General features: G+C 41.6%; 18 protein-coding genes. 16 read left to right on the top strand and 2 right to left on the bottom strand.

Going from position 1 to position 18424, the window contains the following annotated elements; genetic code table 11:
• Positions 1-498 precede the first annotated feature (498 nt).
• Positions 499-2283 (bottom strand): glycerophosphoryl diester phosphodiesterase membrane domain-containing protein, encoded by a 1785-nt coding sequence (locus ADH02_RS02875; protein WP_048782452.1) that lies wholly within the window; start codon positions 2281-2283, stop codon positions 499-501.
• Between the two features lie 153 nt (positions 2284-2436).
• Between ADH02_RS02875 and ADH02_RS02870 the strand changes: the two genes are divergently transcribed.
• A complete protein-coding gene (locus ADH02_RS02870; protein ID WP_048782450.1) occupies positions 2437-3450 on the top strand; it encodes a lipoprotein in 1014 nt (337 codons plus the stop codon).
• A gap of 529 nt (positions 3451-3979) precedes the next feature.
• Here ADH02_RS02870 and ADH02_RS02865 read toward each other — a convergent pair.
• Positions 3980-5434: a M protein trans-acting positive regulator PRD domain-containing protein gene (locus tag ADH02_RS02865; RefSeq protein ID WP_048782449.1), complete on the bottom strand. Its 1455-nt coding sequence runs from the start codon at positions 5432-5434 to the stop codon at positions 3980-3982.
• A gap of 254 nt (positions 5435-5688) precedes the next feature.
• On the opposite strand from ADH02_RS02865, the gene ADH02_RS02860 reads away from it, so the two are divergent.
• From ADH02_RS02860 to ADH02_RS02790, 15 genes are all read left to right on the top strand, one after another.
• Positions 5689-6846: an ABC transporter substrate-binding protein gene (locus ADH02_RS02860; RefSeq protein WP_048782448.1), complete on the top strand. Its 1158-nt coding sequence runs from the start codon at positions 5689-5691 to the stop codon at positions 6844-6846.
• A 95-nt stretch (positions 6847-6941) separates the two neighbouring features.
• Entirely contained in the window at positions 6942-7823 is an 882-nt protein-coding gene (locus ADH02_RS02855; protein ID WP_048782447.1) for a branched-chain amino acid ABC transporter permease, read from the top strand.
• A 9-nt stretch (positions 7824-7832) separates the two neighbouring features.
• Entirely contained in the window at positions 7833-8795 is a 963-nt protein-coding gene (locus ADH02_RS02850) for a branched-chain amino acid ABC transporter permease (RefSeq protein ID WP_048782578.1), read from the top strand.
• Complete coding sequence (locus tag ADH02_RS02845; RefSeq protein ID WP_048782446.1) at positions 8792-9565, top strand: ABC transporter ATP-binding protein; 774 nt, start codon at positions 8792-8794, stop codon at positions 9563-9565. The genes ADH02_RS02850 and ADH02_RS02845 overlap by 4 nt, the downstream gene beginning before the upstream one ends.
• Positions 9566-10270 (top strand): ABC transporter ATP-binding protein, encoded by a 705-nt coding sequence (locus ADH02_RS02840; protein WP_048782445.1) that lies wholly within the window; start codon positions 9566-9568, stop codon positions 10268-10270.
• A 2-nt stretch (positions 10271-10272) separates the two neighbouring features.
• Positions 10273-10914, top strand: a complete 642-nt coding sequence (locus ADH02_RS02835; RefSeq protein ID WP_048710982.1) for a CBS and ACT domain-containing protein — start codon at positions 10273-10275, stop codon at positions 10912-10914.
• 690 nt (positions 10915-11604) lie between these two features.
• Positions 11605-12399: a hypothetical protein gene (locus ADH02_RS02830; RefSeq protein ID WP_048782444.1), complete on the top strand. Its 795-nt coding sequence runs from the start codon at positions 11605-11607 to the stop codon at positions 12397-12399.
• 245 nt (positions 12400-12644) lie between these two features.
• Positions 12645-13874: a MalY/PatB family protein gene (locus tag ADH02_RS02825; protein ID WP_048782443.1), complete on the top strand. Its 1230-nt coding sequence runs from the start codon at positions 12645-12647 to the stop codon at positions 13872-13874.
• A gap of 10 nt (positions 13875-13884) precedes the next feature.
• Entirely contained in the window at positions 13885-14271 is a 387-nt protein-coding gene (locus ADH02_RS02820; protein WP_048782441.1) for a RidA family protein, read from the top strand.
• A gap of 113 nt (positions 14272-14384) precedes the next feature.
• Entirely contained in the window at positions 14385-14897 is a 513-nt protein-coding gene (locus tag ADH02_RS02815; protein ID WP_048782439.1) for a hypothetical protein, read from the top strand.
• A 31-nt stretch (positions 14898-14928) separates the two neighbouring features.
• Positions 14929-15366, top strand: coding sequence for a hypothetical protein (locus ADH02_RS02810; RefSeq protein ID WP_048782437.1), 438 nt, complete (start codon positions 14929-14931; stop codon positions 15364-15366).
• 13 nt (positions 15367-15379) lie between these two features.
• Positions 15380-15835, top strand: a complete 456-nt coding sequence (locus ADH02_RS02805) for a hypothetical protein (protein ID WP_048782435.1) — start codon at positions 15380-15382, stop codon at positions 15833-15835.
• 74 nt (positions 15836-15909) lie between these two features.
• Positions 15910-16299: a hypothetical protein gene (locus ADH02_RS02800; protein ID WP_152903886.1), complete on the top strand. Its 390-nt coding sequence runs from the start codon at positions 15910-15912 to the stop codon at positions 16297-16299.
• A gap of 72 nt (positions 16300-16371) precedes the next feature.
• The gene (locus ADH02_RS02795) at positions 16372-16821 is read left to right on the top strand and encodes a hypothetical protein (RefSeq protein WP_048782431.1); all 450 of its coding nucleotides are present in this window, start codon (positions 16372-16374) and stop codon (positions 16819-16821) included.
• A gap of 88 nt (positions 16822-16909) precedes the next feature.
• Entirely contained in the window at positions 16910-18163 is a 1254-nt protein-coding gene (locus ADH02_RS02790) for an NAD(P)/FAD-dependent oxidoreductase (protein WP_048782429.1), read from the top strand.
• Positions 18164-18424 lie beyond the last annotated feature (261 nt).

Here is an 18424-nt window from a genome sequence, read left to right as displayed (position 1 = left end):
TTTCGGCTGCAAATCCTTATAGCCTTTACTATAGAGTCTGGGAAGACCTCCGCTTATCTTATTCTACTCGTGCTCATCTTTTTATTGGAACAAATCCTTTTTTATATCCCTCATACGGACAAGTACTTCAAAGTTTTTCCGCTGAGGAAGGCTAGGGTGGAGGAGAAAGTGCCAAGCACTCTCTGCCTCCGTTCCTTTTCCCCGCCCTCCAGAAATACGCTTCACACAGACCGCGCTCACCAATCCATTCAGAACCCACCCAACAAGGTTTAATAGACTGGTTTTACGCCGTGTGAATGTGCTCTAATAAAAACACAAAAGCTCCTCGGAGACTATAGTAGTGAGAATAGCGAGTGTAACCGAAGAGAATTACGGACTCTGGAAATTCATTTTCTAGAGTCCGTTTGAAATTCGGTAGGAATTGAGGCTTCGGCTCAATCCGGTGCAGCTGTTCTCACTACTATGTAGGCCTCCGAAGGAGCTAGTAGTGTTTTTACTTTATTTAGCAATTGTAACATTCAACGTGCGTAAGAAGCGGTCCATTAAACTGTTGTTGGTTTTGTGCTCCTCCTGAATGGCTTTGGCGAGCGCGACTTTGTCTGTGATGATTCCGTTTACCGGGCTGTCTACGTATTTCTCGAGGGCCTCATCCGTATTAATGGTCCAGACAAACACCTCATGTCCTGTCTCCTGCGCATGCAGTACCGCCAGTTCCTGGTAAGAAAAATCTTCCACCACATAGAAATCCACCTTCGCGTCTCCAAACCCGCCAAATTGGATGGGAATGACGAACCCAGTCGTGATTTCAGGTGCTTTTGCTTCGAGTTCTTCCATGACTTTCAAATCAAGGGACATGACCTTGTTTGAGTTGTCGATGGCGAGCTCTTTGTATTTTGCGATGAAAAGATCTACGTAGTTTGCAGGTTCGCCGCCATGTGGCTTAAGCTCGATGACGAGTGGCATGCCGATTTCTTTGGCCGCTTTGAAAAACTCTTCAAAGGTAGGAATATGGCTCTTAAAGTCGTCTTGTTCAATCGGAAGACCACGAACCTCGTCTAAGGTCATATCTTGAACGCGTTTATTCAGACCGGCTAATCGCTTCAAGTTATAGTCGTGCATAACGACGAATTGATTGTCTTTCGTCAGAAGAATATCCATCTCCACCATATTGGCGCCAGCTTCTTTAGCCGCTTTAATGCCTTCAATTGAATTCTCAACGGCCTCCTCAACATAGCCACGGTGACCGATGATGATAGGGTCGTTTGCCGATTCCGTCCGGTAAGTGGTGAGCGTTGTGAGAACCCCGCTTCCTGTTACAAAGAGAAGGGCAAAGGCCGTTACGATTTTACGTTTATGCTTAATTTCCTCGTGGTGATGATACACTTCAAGCGACGCCAACTTGTTATCGTGAATGATTTTTGTCATTACAATAAAAGTAGCAATCTTCGTATAAAGGATGATGAATCCTTGAAGCAGTTTTGCGACGGCGAGAACACTACTTAACAGAAGCGTATTCGAGCCGTTCGGGTCTAAAAATTCAACGAGAGCGACACTACCAATCGAGATGAAAATAACAAGAATGGCTAGCACCCCTTCGACGACTGCCGAAATCAGGAGCAGGCGCCAAACGTTTTTCTTCGTCAGCTTCCAGCTCGTGATGATATTTTTTGTAAATGGCTGGTCGGTAAGAATCTGAAGCGGAATCGCAAGCGAGCTTCGTGCGTGAAGGTAGAGCAACACGACGACCAGTCCTAAGTAGAAGAGAGTACCGGCACTCGTCTTAGTGATTTCACCCGTGATAAATTCCGGAATGGTAATCTTTTTAGAAATAAACGTCAGCTCACCGATATTGACGATGGGTAAGAGCGTTAAAAAGTACAGCCAGAACGTAATAAAGTGGCCATTTAGCAGCTGTTTCAGTTCTGAGAACGCATTTTGAATACTACTGCGCCATGAAAAATGAATGCCGCGAATTGTTCCGTAAATCATGAAGATGAGAATTGAGAACTCCATGAAAATAAGAAACGCGAACGCCAATAAATAGAGAATCAGGAGTGGGATGGATCCCGGACTCAGCAGGACTGTCTTGAAATTGGCGAAGTTCAAGTTGGATTGCCCAGTAATAAAGAGCATTCCGCGAAAAATAAGCGTGAGTAGTCCGAATCCAAACACGGATATAAAAAATTGTAAGAAAATGGAATTGCGTAAATACATCCAGCTGTTTTGCGTTAAATTGCTTAATGTAAAGCGGATGGTTTTCCATACGGGGATTTTTTGATTCATAAAGCCTCCGATGTGTAAAAAGTTCGTTAGATTCACCTTAGCACGAACGAAATAGAAGCGCAAGTTACTCTAAAATGGTATTGAAAAATACGGTAATAGAACTTATAATGGTGAAAGTAATCAAAAAATAGAAAAGCTTTTCAGGAGGGAATCATGAAAAAAAAACTGTTAACATTATTCTGTTTAGTAGCAACTGTATTACTTGCTGCTTGTGGCGTAAAAAAAGTAGACGCTGGTGAATCTATCAAAACCACTTTTACTGGGTTAGATACAAAAGGGGAACTTGTATATCAAGTAGATACTCAAGAGTTAGTAAAAGAGTTCTTAGTAGCAAACCCTAAAGCAGATGCGAAAACAGAAGCAGAAGTTCGTGTAGCTGCAACAAAAGTGAAAGTAACACCAAGCAAGACAGAAGGATTATCAAACGACGAAGAAATTACTTTCACATTCGCTTCAGATAAAGATGCTGAAAAATACTTTAATCTTCCAAAAGAAACAAAAGTGAAAGTCAGCGGCTTAAAAGAAGCGAAAAAATTAACGGCTGAAGAATTAGCGAAAATTACTTCATTAGAAGTGGAAGGCTTTAACAAAGGTGGCCGTGCAGAAGTTCATGTGACAGATTCTAAATTGTCATTCTTACGTTTCAAAGTTGAAAACAATGGCAAATTAGAAAATGGAAAAGATGCCAAAATCGTGTTAGACGGTAATTTCGCTAACTTATTAGAAGACAGAGGTTATGTATTAGAAGGCGACGGAAGCTTTACACTTCCTGTTAAAGGATTGAAGACAGTTGCTGAAAAACTTGATGACGCTAAGAACAAAGACGAAATTATTGCAAAACTAAAAGAAGAAGTGAATAAGAAATTTAGTGGAAATGATAAAGTAACATTTGATAAAACTTATTATCGTGGTCTAGCGAATAATGTTGATAATTCATATTCGTATGGGGATGAGATTGTTCGCGGTAATGGGAACTTAGTAATGACGCTTCAAGTGGAAACGAGCTTTGGATTCAAAAACGTGTATGCGGTTGGATTTACAAATCTTATAACGAATGAAGAGGGCAAGATGGAACTTAAAGACGCACGTGTCATTTCAACAACGTATGCGGACTTTTCTACAGCAACTCAAAAATTAGAATCAATCGGTTATACAGAAGTTAAATAATTGAATTAGAAATTGCTTGGAGAGTATTCTCCAAGCAATTTTTTTTAGGTGGGACCTCGTTGCCCAAAATTCACTTATAAGTGAATTTCGGGCAAGTTACGCCAGGAGCGTTTGTCTCTTCAAAAATGCCGTCTTTATCGCGTTTTTCAGGGATGATGACTCATCTCTAGCACCAACCCAATTTCTCTGTTTTTCACCAAAACCTCATAACAGCGCGCTTTCTAGCACTTCACTTTTTTGCAAAAAAATCTCATTTTCTTACAATCCCAAAGAACGTTGCGGTTTTATAACAACAGCAATGGAGGATAACAACCAATGTGAATTACTGACTCTAGGGTGAAACCCGTAGAGTCAGTTTGAAGCTTGGTAGGAATTGAGACGATAGGCTCAATCCGTTGCCCCATTGCAGTAGTTATAAAATGAACCGCAACAGTTCAAAAGGGATTGTAAGAAAAAACGCAAGTTTTGTTTTTTTTTTTAAGAAGCGCTATGCAACAGAAAGATGCCCCTGCATTGCAGGGGCATCTTTCTATTGTTTATTCAACTCGTTTACGAGATCAATCATACTCAAATCATGCGAGCAGATCACCGTTTTCCCTTTGATTTCAGGAAGAGCAAAGTTGCTCAAAATAATCTTATAATCAGATTTTTCTAAAATATCTAAGGAGATTTCAAGCTGGTCATGCGTATGATACTCGAAGCGGTTTGCCGCGTTGTGTTCCAAATACGATGCCAAGAATTTTGGATAGTACTCATCGAAGTCGTTTAAGATCAACACCTTGATTTTCTCTTGTTTGGCTTGCAACTGAGCAACAAGACCTTCCCAGTGCGTGTAGAACGTATAAATCAAGTGCGAAATGTTTCGTTGACGCTTCACGTTCTTGATTTCTTGTTGGTACTCCTCAAGAAGCGCTGCAACATCGTTGTAGAATTCAGGCGAGAGCGACTTGAAGAAGTTCATCAATGGTTTCTTCTTATCGAATAAGATGAAGTCTGAGTGCACTTCGATACGCTCTAGTTGAGACGTGTTATGTAAGTGCCACAATAGTAAATCATAGTTTTCGCATTTCAAGTCGTAGCGTTTTTCAAGACTTTGGATATTCGTCACTAATGTATCAAATGATAGGCGGTCACGAACTTTTTCCTGACGAGCGGCTGAGAATTCTTCAACAGTTAGGAAGAAGTGCGGTTGTAAGAAAATCGAGAAGGATTGTTCCAGAATTTCAGGCGTTACCATGATTCCAGTTTCTTTCACGAATTGCTCAACGATTTTATCTAAACCATCTAATTGATTGTAGTAATCGTAGAATTTATCTTTGCTTTCGAAGTTTTGTACGAAATGCCCTTGATAAGCGCGGAAGAAGTTCACCGTGAAAATCATCTTGAAGACACGGAATCCTTCAAAGCTTTGTGGGAAGTTCGAAGACTTGAAAAGGTCTACTAGAATTTTTTCTAGAGAAGCTTCGTCTACAAAGTCGAATGGCCATTCGAAAAAAGGTGTCTTTTCAGCAAAGTATTGAATGAAGAAGAAGCGAATGTCCTGTTCATTTCCAATAAATTTCATGTTTTTCTTCGAGATTTGGAAATCGAATTTTTTCTTTAAGCTATTGTTGATTTTTTGGATATAACGATTCAATGTTGAAGTCGTAATGAATAGTTTTTGTGTCATTTCTGCAACAGTGGTTTCTTCGTGTAAGAATAATTGTTCCAGAATTTCGTAGCAAATAGAATGTGAATAATAATAAGGATAAACCACTTCGGTACTTAAGTTTTGTGGTAATTCAATTCGCACCCCGTTCGTCGAGAAGAGGATGTCTAAACCATCAATCTTATCGCGTAAAAATGCGAGGTCGATTTTGATGGCGCGGGTAGAAACTTTAAAAGTTTTTGCGAGTTCGTCGATATGAACCCAGCCGTTTGCTTGAACTAAATAGTCGACAATATCAATTTGTCGGTTTTGATTTTTTGAAAGTAATGCTCTCATTTCTTTCTCCCTTTTCTTGTTAGTTGTGTCACACACTAAATTGCTAAAATACAATATATCACACTTTAGGTGTAAATAATACCTATTTATAACTTGAAAAGAATGAAAATAATTCTAAGAAAAATGAAAATGAAAACGATAAAAATGTAAATAAAATATTTTTTCAAAAAATACGAGTTATCTATTGCATGAATTGTCAGAATATTATATACTACTCTCAAGTTGAAAAATTCATCCATGAAAAGAGGGATCTTATGAAATTAAAGAAATTCACATTAGGCGCTGTGGTTGCAGCAATTTTAGCAGGTTGTGGAAACGCAGCAGATAGTAATACAGTCAAAATCGGAGGGAACTTCGAGTTAACAGGGAACGTAGCGACTTACGGTTCTTCTATGAACAACGGTGCTCAATTAGCCGTTGAACAAAAAGGGAAGTTATTAGATAAGGAATTAAAATACGTTTCATACGATAACAAATCAGACAAAACAGAAGTAGCTTCAGTAGCGAAGAAATTAGCTTCTGAAAAAGTGGTCGGCGTAGTCGGACCAGCAACAACAGGGGATGCTTCAGTATCAATCCCAGTAAACGAACAAGCAAAAATCCCAACAGTCTTCCCAGCAACAACAGGGGACGGCGTTACATTGAAAAACGCAGAAGATGCATCTTCAGTATATGAATACATCTACCGTGTATGTTTCTCTGACAGCTACCAAGGGGTTGTAGGAGCGAACTTTGTACACAAGAAATTCGGAAATGCTAAAGTAGCCATCTTACAAGATACAGGTAATGACTACTCTAAAGGGTTAGCAGATGCCTTTGAAAAAACTTACACTGACAGCAAAATCGGTGGAACAGTTGTCACTCGTGAATACTACCAATCAAAAGACACAGACTTCCAAGCAGTATTAACAACATTGAAATCTAAAGACTTCGATGTATTATATGTTCCTGGTTACTACGAAGAAGTTGGTCTAATCATCAAACAAGCACGTGAAATGGGTATCACTCAACCAATCGTTGGTGGGGACGGACTTTCAAGTGACAAGTTAGCAGCATTAGCAGGTAACAGCTCAAACCTTTCTAACGTTTACTACACTTCACACTTCTCAACATTAAGTGATGATGCAGACGTTCAAGCGTTCGTTAAAGCGTACAAAGAAAAATATGGTGCAAACCCAGATACTTTCGCCGCTTTAAGTTATGATGCCACTCAATTGTTAATGAAAGCTATCGAAAAAGCAGGTTCAACTGATCCTCAAGCAATCACAAAAGCTTTAGCAGAAACAAAAGACTTCGATGGTGTCACAGGTACATTCTCAATGGGTGCAGACCACACACCAGTGAAATCAGCAGTTGTCATCGAGTTCCAAAACGGACAAGAAGTAAGTGCTCAAGAGTACTCAGCTGATTAATTTTAGTTATAACAGTATTTGTCAAGAGAGGCACGAAGGGGACTTCCGCCTCTCTTTTCCACTAGATAAAGGATAGATTTGAAAGGAGAAAATATATGGAGTTGTTAGTTCAACAATTGGTAAACGGGCTTGCAGTCGGAAGTATTTACGCGTTGATTGCACTTGGATATACCATGGTTTATGGAACAATTAAGCTCATTAACTTCGCACACGGGGATGTGTACATGATGGGGGCGTTCATTGGATATTTTGCCGTAATGGTCTTGAAGATGAATGTATTCGTAGCGCTTTTAGTAGCGATGGTTGCCTGTGCGGTCTTAGGGGTTGTGATTGAACGTGTGGCGTATAAGCCGCTTCGTAATTCGACTCGTGTAGCAGCGTTAATTACGGCTATCGGGGTGTCATACCTACTAGAAAATGCAATGAGTTATTTCTTTGGAGCGGAATCTCGTCCGTTTCCCTCTGACTTTGGAACTGAAACCATCACCTTATTTGGAGACGTTTCTGTGAACGGAAAGCAAATTTTGATTTTCGGGGTTACCGTTGTCTTAATGGCGTTATTACAATTTATCGTACGTTATACAAAAATGGGGAAAGCCATGCGTGCGGTTGCCGTGGATGAGCAAGCCGCTCAACTCATGGGGATTGACGTAGACGGAGTCATCTCATTTACATTCGCGCTCGGTTCAGCGCTTGCCGGGATTGCGGGTGTGCTTGTTGGGGTGTACTACAATACCATCTCAACAACAATGGGGATTACAGTCGGACTGAAAGCCTTCGTTGCGGCCGTACTTGGTGGTATCGGTAGCATTCCTGGGGCCATGGTCGGTGGGTACCTCATCGGTCTATTAGAAACAATGGTAAGCTTCTTCGGTTACTCACCATATCGTGACGGAGTCGTTTACTTCCTATTATTCATTATTTTAATCGTGTTACCAGCTGGATTGTTTGGTAAAAATGTCAGAGAGAAAGTGTAGGTGAAGAAGATGCAAAGATTTCATAAAAAGAATATTCGTTGGACGCTGTTCGCATTAGGAATGTACGCTCTTCTTTTCGTACTTGTACAAACAGGAGTGATTAACTTCTACTACGAAAGTACCTTCATTAATATCATGATCAATATCATCTACGCCGTTGGATTGAACCTCATTCTTGGAGTTGCCGGACAATTCTCGCTAGGACATGCCGGGTTTATCGCGATTGGTTCTTATAGCGGTGCGATTCTTGGGAAAATGATGAACGGTCTTCCTGGATTATTTGCTGGGATGGCAGTCGGAGTTGTCATCTCTGTTATCGTCGCGTTCCTTGTTGGATTACCAACGCTTCGTTTAAAAGGGGACTACCTTGCGATTGCGACTCTAGGGGTTGCGGAAATCATCCGTGTAGCCGTGACAAACATGAAAATCACAAACGGTGCTGCCGGTATTAGCGGGGTGCCTTTAACAAACACATGGACGATTACGTATATCGCTCTCGTAGTAACAACCATCTTAATCTTGAACTACACATTCAGTAGCGCAGGTCGCGCCACTTATGCGGTCTTACAAGATGAAATTGCTGCGGAATCCATGGGGGTTCAAGTGACGAAATATAAAATCTTGGCCTTCGTACTGGGAGCTGCTACTGCAAGTATCGGCGGAACACTTTCTGCAACAACACTTGGGGCAGTTACACCAAGTGACTTCACGTTCATGAAATCAATCGATGTATTAATCATCGTGGTATTCGGTGGTATCGGAAGCTTCACAGGTTCATTCGTGGCAGCCGTATTACTTGGAATCATCAACCTTGTCCTACAACCATTTGGACAATTACGGATGATCATCTATGCGGTAGCGTTAATCTTAATCATGATTTTCCGTCCAGGTGGATTGCTTGGGACTTGGGAATTCAAACTAGGAGACTTCAAGTTTTCTAAGAAGAAAGAAACAAAGGAGAGTGGGAAGTGATGTTATTAGAAGTTAATGGACTAACAAAAAACTTTGGCGGACTTTCTGCGGTCTCTAACGTTTCGATGAAAGTAAATAAGGGCGAACTCATCGGACTTATCGGACCAAACGGGGCTGGGAAAACGACTTTCTTCAACTTGTTAACAGGAGTTTATGAGCCAACAGAAGGAACGGTTAGCTTAGAAGTAGATGGACAGTTGAAAAAATTAAACGGACTCGCACCTTACAAGCGTACAAGCCTAGGAATGGCGCGTACCTTCCAAAATATTCGCTTGTTTAAAGATTTAACGGTACTCGAAAATGTAATGATTGCCATGCACGCACACTCGAGCGATTCATTGTTCTCAACATTATTCCGTACGAAGAAATACTATGATATAGAAGCGAAAATGCGCGAAGAAGCGGTTGAATTGCTAAAGATTTTCGAGTTAGATACACTCAAAGATGAAAAGGCGAAAAACTTAGCTTATGGGCAACAACGTGAATTGGAAATCGTTCGTGCCTTAGCGACAAAACCAAAAGTCTTATTCTTAGATGAGCCTGCAGCGGGGATGAACCCTCAAGAAACGGCTCAATTAACCGAATTGATTGCCAAAATTCAAAGAGAATTTGATTTAACCGTTGTGTTAATCGAACACGATATGTCGCTTGTCATGAAAATCTGCCAACGCATTTACGTGTTGGAATATGGAAGACTGCTTGCAGAAGGAACTCCAGAAGAAATCAAACAAAATCCTGCAGTTATTAAAGCGTACTTAGGAGGTGAGTAGATGTTAGAAGTTAAAAATTTATCAGTTCATTACGGAATGATTCAAGCCGTACGTAATGTGGATTTTACAGTCAATGAAGGGGAAATCGTGTCTTTAATCGGGGCAAACGGTGCTGGGAAGTCAACCATCTTGAAGACTTTATCGGGACTCATCCATCCTTCAGAAGGCGAAATCCTATACTTAGGTGAGAACATCGCTTCAACATCTGCGAAGAAAATCGTTGAGAAAGGGCTCGTGCAAGTGCCAGAAGGACGTCACGTATTCCCAGGATTAACGGTAAAAGAAAACCTTGAACTAGGGGCATTTCTACGCAAGGATAAAGAAGAAATTCAAAAAGATATGGAAGCTGTCTTCGAGCGTTTCCCAATCTTGAAAGAACGGAAAGACCAAGATGCACAAACGCTCTCTGGTGGGGAACAACAAATGTTAGCGATGGGCCGCGCGTTAATGAGCCGTCCAAAACTATTGTTCCTCGACGAACCTTCAATGGGGTTAGCGCCAATCTTCATCCGCGAGATTTTCAAAATCATTCAAGAAATCCAAAAGACAGGGACAACGGTTTTACTTATCGAGCAAAATGCGAAAATGGCATTGTCGATTTCAAATCGTGCGTATGTACTAGAAACTGGATCAGTGGTATTGAGCGGTACAGGACAAGAGTTGTTAGAAAGTGATGAAATTCAGAAAGCATATCTAGGAGGGTAATCATGGAAGTTAAAGATTATATGTCAACCAACGTTATTACAGTAACGCCTGAAACAACGGTTATGAAAGCTCTAGACTTAATGAAGGAGCATGACATTCACCGCTTGCCAGTTGTAGAAGACGGAAAGTTAGTCGGACTATTAACAGAAGAACTTGTTGCAGGGCACTCACCTTCAATGGCGACAAGCTTATCAATGCATGAGTTGAACTATTTATTAAACAAGACAACTGCGAGCGAAATTATGCAAAAGCAAGTCTTAACAGTGAAGGCTCATACATTATTAGAAGAAGCAGCGTCACTGATGCGTCAACAAAATGTCGGCGTCTTACCAGTCGTAGATGCGCGTGGACACGTTGAAGGGATTATTACCGACAAAGATATTTTCGATGCGTTTATCGAAATTTCTGGATACAACACTCCAGGTTCTCGTTTATTCATTGAAATTAATGAGGATAAACCAGGTCCTCTGGAAGAAATTTCAAATGTGTTGCGCGAAAACAACGTGAACGTTTCGACAATTTCTGTATTCCATCGCGATGGGAAAGTGCAAGTGGTGCTTCATGTGGACTCTACTGAGCCCGATGAAGTAGCGGACTTTATCGCACAAAAAGGCTATCGCGTGATTTCAGCGATGAGAAAATAGTGGGAACTACGTCCCCCTAGGATAACTCCATAGTATTGATAATAGAGGCACCGGGCCAAGTCTACGTCTTGGCTCCTACCGAGCTTCAAACTGCCACTTAGAAATAAATTTCTTAGTGGCAGTAATTCACATCGGTTGCTTCTCTCTATTATTCATACTATGGAATCCTAGGGGGACTCCGTTTTTTTACCAATTCTGTGATGCGCAGTTATCACGTGATGTCGTTTTGCGGAGTCCGCACTTCATCTTTGGCAAGAAACGGGAAAAAGATTTAAAAAGTGATAGAAATAACTGCACCAGCCTGAGCCTTGGTCTCAGGCCTTGCGAAAGTCAAAGAGCTCCAAAGCGATTCTAGCTATGGAGCTCTAATTCTTTTCGCATGCGAATCGTTATTTCTATGACTATAGAGTCCAAGGATTTTTTTGCAGCGCTACCTTAGTTTTTTCATCGCTAATCACGATTTTGTGATGAACTTGCATCGGGCTCAGTCTTCATCTCAGCTCCTATCTTTGTAGTGTTCATACTATAGAGTCCAAGGATTTGATTAAAATCATGTAGATTAAATACAGTGTTGAGTGGTATTATATAGGTGAAAGCAGAGTAGTGAGAACGTGCTATTTGTATGTTGGTTATGTAGAATATTTTTTCATTTTGATGGAGCCGTCTTTTGAACGGAAGGAGATCTTAGAAATGGTTTTCAAATTAAAGAAAATATTTTTAGTCGTAGTCAGTGGATTGTTTGTAGTATCTTCAATTTTCTCAACGGTTTATGCAGCGCCGGAACTTTCGACAGAGGAATTGCATCAGGTGTTAGATGAGTCGATGGAGAAAAGTAATCAACAGGTCAAGGACAAAGAGCGTTCTTCCGAGAATGGGGTTCCTTTCGATACAAAACATACAATCTTTGTGTTTGGTGATAAGAAGCTAAAAGATGTTAAGTCCGAAGAGGAATTAAAACAGTTAATCCAACAAGCTGATGATGGGACAATCACTACTAAAAACAGCGGGTGGTTAAGTGCGCAAACCTTATTAAATGGGATGAATAAGGAGTTTTGGATTTCTGAAGTTGATGGTCGTTTACAAACGAAGTCGGGCAGCTATGCAGATAAACCACAGGATTTTGAATATCAGAAAATTTCTGAACTTTTAGGAGAGGAATATAGCAGTGATACCAAAGGAATACTAGTTTTCAATGTGGATTATGATACTCCTTTTGGTGGTATTACTGTTGCAAAAGTATTTCCGAATGGAGATGTAAAAATTGGATTGTTATACGACGTAGAAAAGCAGACAGTTCAAGCGAATAAGGGATGGTATTCTTTAAAGGAAATACAGGAAATGATTCAGAAGTATCATGAAAATGACCAGAAAACTTTCGTCGGACAAATGTCGGGAGCAGCAGAGAATTTTCTCTATCCAGCAATCGGATTGGGAGTCTGTGTAATCGGAGTGATTGTTTTCTTCCTAAAAAAACGAAAAGTATAGCGTGATTTTAGCAAAAAAATAAGTTAAAGGGTTAAAGCGTTGTTTTAAAATCCTTGGGCATCTGCATAGTTATTTCTATGACTATAGAGTCCAAGGATTTTTTTGCAACGCTACCTTAGGTTGTTTTTTTCATCGGGAATCACGCTTTTTATGAAAAAACTTGCACCGGACAGAGTTCGCGGAGGGCGTTGAGTGGAGGCGGGGGACGGTGTATAATGGTGGGGAGATTCAAGGAGGTTTTGCGGATGAAATTTGATTTTACAACGGAATATGACAGACGTGGAATGGATGCGCTGGCTGTTGATGGGCTGGGGTTGATTCCAGGGAAGTCGCCAGATAGACCGAAGAAAGGCTTCGATGTGATTCCGATGTGGATCGCGGACATGAGTTTTCCAACCGCACCGACAGTGATTTCGGCGATGCAAAAACGATTGGGACATCCGATTTTCGGGTACTTCATGCCTTCTAAAGAGTACTACGAGAGCATTATTCAGTGGCATGCGCGCCACCATCAAGTAACAGGGTTAACGCGCAAACATATTGGTCATGAAAATGGAGTGCTTGGGGGAGTCGTATCGACTTTAACATCATACGCTGCGCCTGGGGATAGCGTGTTAGTACATAGTCCAACCTATGTCGGGTTTACGCAGTCCTTAAACGATAATGGATTGAAGGCCGTGCATAGCCCGCTCGTGAAAGATGAACAGGGCGTTTATCGTATGGACTTTGAGGATATGGAACGAAAAATCAAAGCGCATAAGATACATGTGGCGATTTTCTGTTCACCGCATAACCCGAGTGGTCGTGTATGGGAGAAAGAAGAAATCGAACGCGCGATGGAGATTTACCGTAAGTACGATGTGATTGTCGTGTCGGATGAAATTTGGTCAGATATTATTTTTAAAGGCCATAAGCATATCCCAACGCAGTTGATTTCAGAAGATGCAAAGAATCGTACAGTAGCCATGTATGCGCCAAGTAAGACGTTTAACTTGGCAGGGCTCGTGGGTAGTTATCATGTAATTTACAATGATGCGTTAAGAGACCGTGTCGAGTCAAAAGGGATGAAGCCGCATTATAACGCGATGAATGTGATGTCAATGCATGCGTTAATCGGGGCGTATCAAGAAGAAGGATACGAGTGGTTGGAAGAGTTGCGTGAAGTGATTGAGAAGAATGCGGACTACGCGTGCGACTTTATTCACCGTGAATTTGACGGCGTGGAGGTCACAAAACCTGAAGGCACGTACATGCTCTTTATCGACTGCTCAGAGTTCTTGAAAAAACACAATCTGACGCTCGAACAGCTTGAAAAACGCGGCTGGGATGTCGGCGTGGCTTGGCAAGATGGCAAGATGTTCTTTGGTGAAGGATGTATTCGTATTAACCTCGCGTTGCCGTACGCGCGTCTTGTAGAAGCATTTGACCGTATGAAAAAATATGTATTTGTGGACACTGTGCCATCATTAGACTAGGAGGATTTCCATGACAAAGAAAGTAATTCAAACAGAACAGGCTCCAAAAGCAATCGGGCCTTACTCACAAGGAGTAGCCTACACAGGAGAAACGATTGTCGTCTCTGGACAGTTGCCAATCGTTCCTGAAACAGGGGAGTTCGCAGGAAGTGATATAGCTAGCCAAACTCATCAATCATTGAAAAATATCCGTGCGATTTTAGAAAGCGTAGGGGTAGGAATGGATGCGGTCGTATCAACAACGGTGCTCCTAGCGGACATCAACGACTTTGCGAACATGAATGAAGTATATGGAGAGTATTTTGCGGCCCCTTATCCAGCGCGTATGGCGTTCCAAGCAGCAGCCTTACCAAAGAATGCCCTTGTGGAAATCCAAGCGATTGCTGTAAAAGGATAAATGAATTGAGCACTTGCGTCATCTGGCGCAAGTGTTTTTTGTTGGGGATTTTCTTCTAAGGTGCAAGCGGTTGTGATAAAATAAGGGAAACAAGAAGAAAAGAGGCGTTGTGAGTGCAGGCTGTAGAACAACCAAAAAAATCAAAACTATGGGCGTTGTTAAGCGGAATACTAGGAATTGTATGGGGTGGACTCATCTTTGTGGCGCCTTCTTATATCTTGCCGAATATTTTTTCGATTGTCATTTTTAGTATTGTTTTTCCATTTACCGCGCCCTCAGAAGAAACCCTTCAGATTCTGCACCAAACGCAGATGATGTTTATTTATCTCGTTGTGTTTATTTGGGTGATGTTTATTGTCGCTAGAATTAGTCATCGCTATTATAAAAAGACGGGCGAAGTTCCGTATTGGATTACGAAAATCTTTTTACTGGCGGCAAGTTTAGGAGTTATTGCGACTCTGCCGGTTCTCGTTTCCTATATTCCAGGATTAACAGGCATCAATGATGTGACACTTCAAATCGGTGGAATGGGATCTGTTCTCATTATCACGGGTGGAGTTTCTGGACTGTTGGGCTTGATTTCTGGAGCTGGATATTTAATTTCGTTAAATCGATTTGACGGTTAAGCAATGTTTTGAATTCGAAGGAGGGGGACCGATGAAGAATAAGACATTAGCACAAGTTTGTGGCGTTGTCGGTATTGTTTGGGGTGTGATAGCGATTCTTGCACCCGTACTCATAGTCATCCTTCGACGTCCAAGGCAACCTCAACCTTACGAAGCAGTAATTATTTTAGGAATCATCAATCTATTGGTTATCGCTTTAGGGGTAAAAGCATTGAGCTATTATAGAGGAGATGTTCAGATTAAAAGATGGGTACCGAAGCTATTTTTAACTTCAGGAGGACTCATCGTACTATTTTATTTCTCGCGAATCATCATGGAGTGGAAAGCTCTGGAGACGCTCGTTTTTAGCTGGGAGTGGGCGAGCGATATTTACGCGATTAGTTATTTATTGTTACCCTGGCTAGCAGGGGTGTTGTTTATCGTCAGCGGTGTTTCTTACTTGAAGGTATCACTTCATTTCAACAGTTAAAGGAGTTGAGAAGATGAAAGATAAAAGATGGGCCAAGATTAGTGCGTTTGTGGGGATTCTAGGTGGGCCTTTAGCGCTCTTTTTCCTATTGTCGTTATTTGCGGCTGGACTTGGCGCCAGTCGTTCGGGGGCAATGCTGTCCCTTGCATTATTAGTGACGACATTTGGAATTATTTTTTTCGTAGCGTTGAAAAGTGCGCACTATTATAAAGCGGACAAACGTGTGAATCAGGTGATTGCAAATCTATTTGTAGCCTCAAGCGGTGTAGGTTTCGTTATAAGCTTACTGATTGGGTCGGCAAATGTTCCGATTGTCAGCGAAGCCCTTGATTGGATTATGTTCGCGGTATTCGACGGAAGTGATGGCTTTGAACGTGCGCTCATGCTAATGTTTCTATCATCGATTTTATCCGTTGTCTCGGGCATTTATTATGCGATTTGTCTAAGAAAATTTAAAGAGTTGGACTAAGGGAGAGGTGTAAGATGGAAGATTTAACATGGGCGGTACGATGTGCTAATGTCGGCATTAAGGGAGGAGCGCTTTTGCTAGTAGCTACTGTTGTATTATTTGCGGCAGGCCTTGGAGCAGATGGGTTCTTATTTACGGTAGCCGCCTTATTGATTGTGGCTACTTATGTGACAATCTTCGTCGTCGCTCTTAAAAGTGCTATTTATTATAAAGGAGATTCCAGAGTTAAGAAGTGGGCCTCGAACTTGTTTTTACTGGCAGGGATATTAGGGTGTGCCCCAATCCTTATCGTGGTCCTCAGTAAAGTTCTCTTCTTAGATCATGCCGTACTGCAATTCTTTGATTTGGTTGAGGAAGAAGTGGATATTTTTCTGATTCTCTTTCCGCCTATCGTAGTCGTTGGGGTTCTGTCGATTATTAGTGGCCTCGGATACGCTTCTTGCTTGAAGAATTTTAAAGAATAGAGAGAAACAAAGTTAGCAGGTGGTGTTTATTAAAGGAATTTTGAGGACTAAAAACTTAAAGGAGACGAGAATATGAAAAGTAAAAAATGGGCAATGATTAGTGCTTTGGTAGGGTTTATTGGTGGTGGTTTTTCAACCATATCACCATTTCTGTTAACTTTTGCGGCGATTGCAAAAAGTGATTCGATACAGAATACCGTTCAATATGGTATGTGGATATTGAATCCTCTCGTATTCATTGTCGCTATAAAAAGTGCGCTCTACTATAAAGATGACGAACGAGTTCCTAACAAAGTCTCAAACTTATTTGTTTTAGCAGGGGCAGTGCTGCTTATTCCGGTAGTGCTCACACTACTAGCAACAGTTCCCGGTTTGGAGGCCATTAACGCAGTCGTTATAAAAATCATCAGTAGTTTCAGTAGAGGCTTAGAAATGTATTTTGGCCCGCTGCTTATGGGTGGATGTTTGTCGGTTCTTTCAGGCGTTTCTTACTTCCTATGCGCGAAAAACTTTAAAGAGTGATAGATAACTTTAAGCTTAGAGAGTTTCTCTAGGCTTTTTTATTTTGCATGCTTTATAATGATTGGGACAAAGAAAATTGGAGGCAAGTATGAAAGTTATTGTTATTGGTGGAGGAACGAGCGGATTGATGGCATCGGTCAGTGCGGCGATGCATGGCGCGGAAGTCGTGTTGCTCGAGAAAAATCCAACCCTTGGAAAGAAGTTATTACACACGGGTGGAACGCGTTGTAATGTGACGAACCGTCGTACCCCAGAAGAAATCGTGAAGCATATTCCGGGAAATGGACGCTTCTTATATAGTGCCTTTTCGCAATTTGATAATCAGGATATTATTCAGTTCTTCGAGAGTCGCGGCGTGCGATTAAAGGAAGAAGATCACGGGCGTATGTTCCCGGTGACGGATTCGGCTAAGACGATTCTGGAGACGTTTATTCAGGAGATTAAGAAATTAGGTGTGCAAGTACGTACGAATGTGAAAGTGAAGACGATTCGTGTGAGCGATGGAGCCGTGCGAGTGGTGGAGCTGGATAATGGCGAGCAACTCGAAGCCGATGCGGTCATCTTGGCGACGGGTGGAAAATCTTATCCGAAGACGGGTTCGACAGGAGACGGGTATGGGATTGCGAAAGTAGCTGGCCATACGATTACACCGCTTTTTGCGACAGAAGTTCCGCTAACGAGTGGCGAGGAGTTTATCAAGAAGGGTGAGCTTCATGCGTTGTCGCTTCGCAATGTGGCGCTTAGTGTCTTAAATGGCAAAGGAAAGCCTGTTGTGACGCATCAGATGGATATGATTTTCACGCATTTTGGAGTGAGCGGTCCAGCCGTCTTACGTTGTTCAAGCTTCGTGCATCAAGTGCAGGAGAAAGAAGGCAAGAAGGACGTCGTGATGAGTCTGAATGCTTTGCCTGATATGAGCGACGCCGAACTCGACGCACAGTTTCGATCGTTTGTGGAGGATGCGCCTCTAAAATCGATTAAAAATCACTTGAAAGGGTTACTTCCTGAACGATATGTAGAGTTTTTACTAGCAAGAGTGGGGATTAGCGACCAAACGGCGGTCAATCGTCTAAGCGAAGCCAACTGGGCACAGATTAAAGAAGTCCTTACGAATTTCCGCTTTACCGTCAATGGCTCATTGCCGATTGAGAAGGGATTTGTGACAGGTGGAGGCGTTCATTTGAAAGAAGTGAACCCGAAAACTTTAGAGTCGAAATTAACCCAAGGACTGTATTTCTGTGGAGAGCTATTAGACATCCACGGGTACACAGGCGGGTACAATATCACCGCAGCTTTTGTAACGGGTTACGTTGCCGGTATGCATGCATCTTTGGGGTACTAAATTTCTAGAAAATTGGGATTAAACGTCACAATTTCTTCATAAAACTTGGTTATAGTAATTGTATTCCCAAATAAGAATTATTTACTCCCAAGTAAATAAAACTCTATCCTTTTTTCCTCCCGTTTCTGACGGGAGGTTTTTTGTTGTGTAAAATAAAAAAAGCAGTCCGAAGACCGCTTTATCAAAGTGAACATTGGTGGAGTGACCTTTCCACATCTCTTTCAGACCACAAGGGTGCGATAGCTGCCTGTTCTATCCTCA

Source organism: Streptococcus sp. 263_SSPC, from assembly GCF_001071995.1.
Taxonomy (GTDB): domain Bacteria; phylum Bacillota; class Bacilli; order Lactobacillales; family Aerococcaceae; genus Granulicatella.
Note: the sequence above shows the minus strand (reverse complement) of the source record. Positions and strands in the feature narration are given on the sequence as shown.

Excerpts from the sequence above, each read along its gene's own strand:
- ADH02_RS02875 (WP_048782452.1), bottom strand. The coding sequence starts at position 2,283 with ATGAATCAAAAAATCCCCGTATGGAAAACCATCCGCTTTACATTAAGC.
- ADH02_RS02870 (WP_048782450.1), top strand. The coding sequence starts at position 2,437 with ATGAAAAAAAAACTGTTAACATTATTCTGTTTAGTAGCAACTGTATTA.
- ADH02_RS02865 (WP_048782449.1), bottom strand. The coding sequence starts at position 5,434 with ATGAGAGCATTACTTTCAAAAAATCAAAACCGACAAATTGATATTGTC.
- ADH02_RS02860 (WP_048782448.1), top strand. The coding sequence starts at position 5,689 with ATGAAATTAAAGAAATTCACATTAGGCGCTGTGGTTGCAGCAATTTTA.
- ADH02_RS02855 (WP_048782447.1), top strand. The coding sequence starts at position 6,942 with ATGGAGTTGTTAGTTCAACAATTGGTAAACGGGCTTGCAGTCGGAAGT.
- ADH02_RS02850 (WP_048782578.1), top strand. The coding sequence starts at position 7,833 with ATGCAAAGATTTCATAAAAAGAATATTCGTTGGACGCTGTTCGCATTA.
- ADH02_RS02840 (WP_048782445.1), top strand. The coding sequence starts at position 9,566 with ATGTTAGAAGTTAAAAATTTATCAGTTCATTACGGAATGATTCAAGCC.
- ADH02_RS02835 (WP_048710982.1), top strand. The coding sequence starts at position 10,273 with ATGGAAGTTAAAGATTATATGTCAACCAACGTTATTACAGTAACGCCT.
- ADH02_RS02830 (WP_048782444.1), top strand. The coding sequence starts at position 11,605 with ATGGTTTTCAAATTAAAGAAAATATTTTTAGTCGTAGTCAGTGGATTG.
- ADH02_RS02825 (WP_048782443.1), top strand. The coding sequence starts at position 12,645 with ATGAAATTTGATTTTACAACGGAATATGACAGACGTGGAATGGATGCG.
- ADH02_RS02820 (WP_048782441.1), top strand. The coding sequence starts at position 13,885 with ATGACAAAGAAAGTAATTCAAACAGAACAGGCTCCAAAAGCAATCGGG.
- ADH02_RS02810 (WP_048782437.1), top strand. The coding sequence starts at position 14,929 with ATGAAGAATAAGACATTAGCACAAGTTTGTGGCGTTGTCGGTATTGTT.
- ADH02_RS02805 (WP_048782435.1), top strand. The coding sequence starts at position 15,380 with ATGAAAGATAAAAGATGGGCCAAGATTAGTGCGTTTGTGGGGATTCTA.
- ADH02_RS02795 (WP_048782431.1), top strand. The coding sequence starts at position 16,372 with ATGAAAAGTAAAAAATGGGCAATGATTAGTGCTTTGGTAGGGTTTATT.
- ADH02_RS02790 (WP_048782429.1), top strand. The coding sequence starts at position 16,910 with ATGAAAGTTATTGTTATTGGTGGAGGAACGAGCGGATTGATGGCATCG.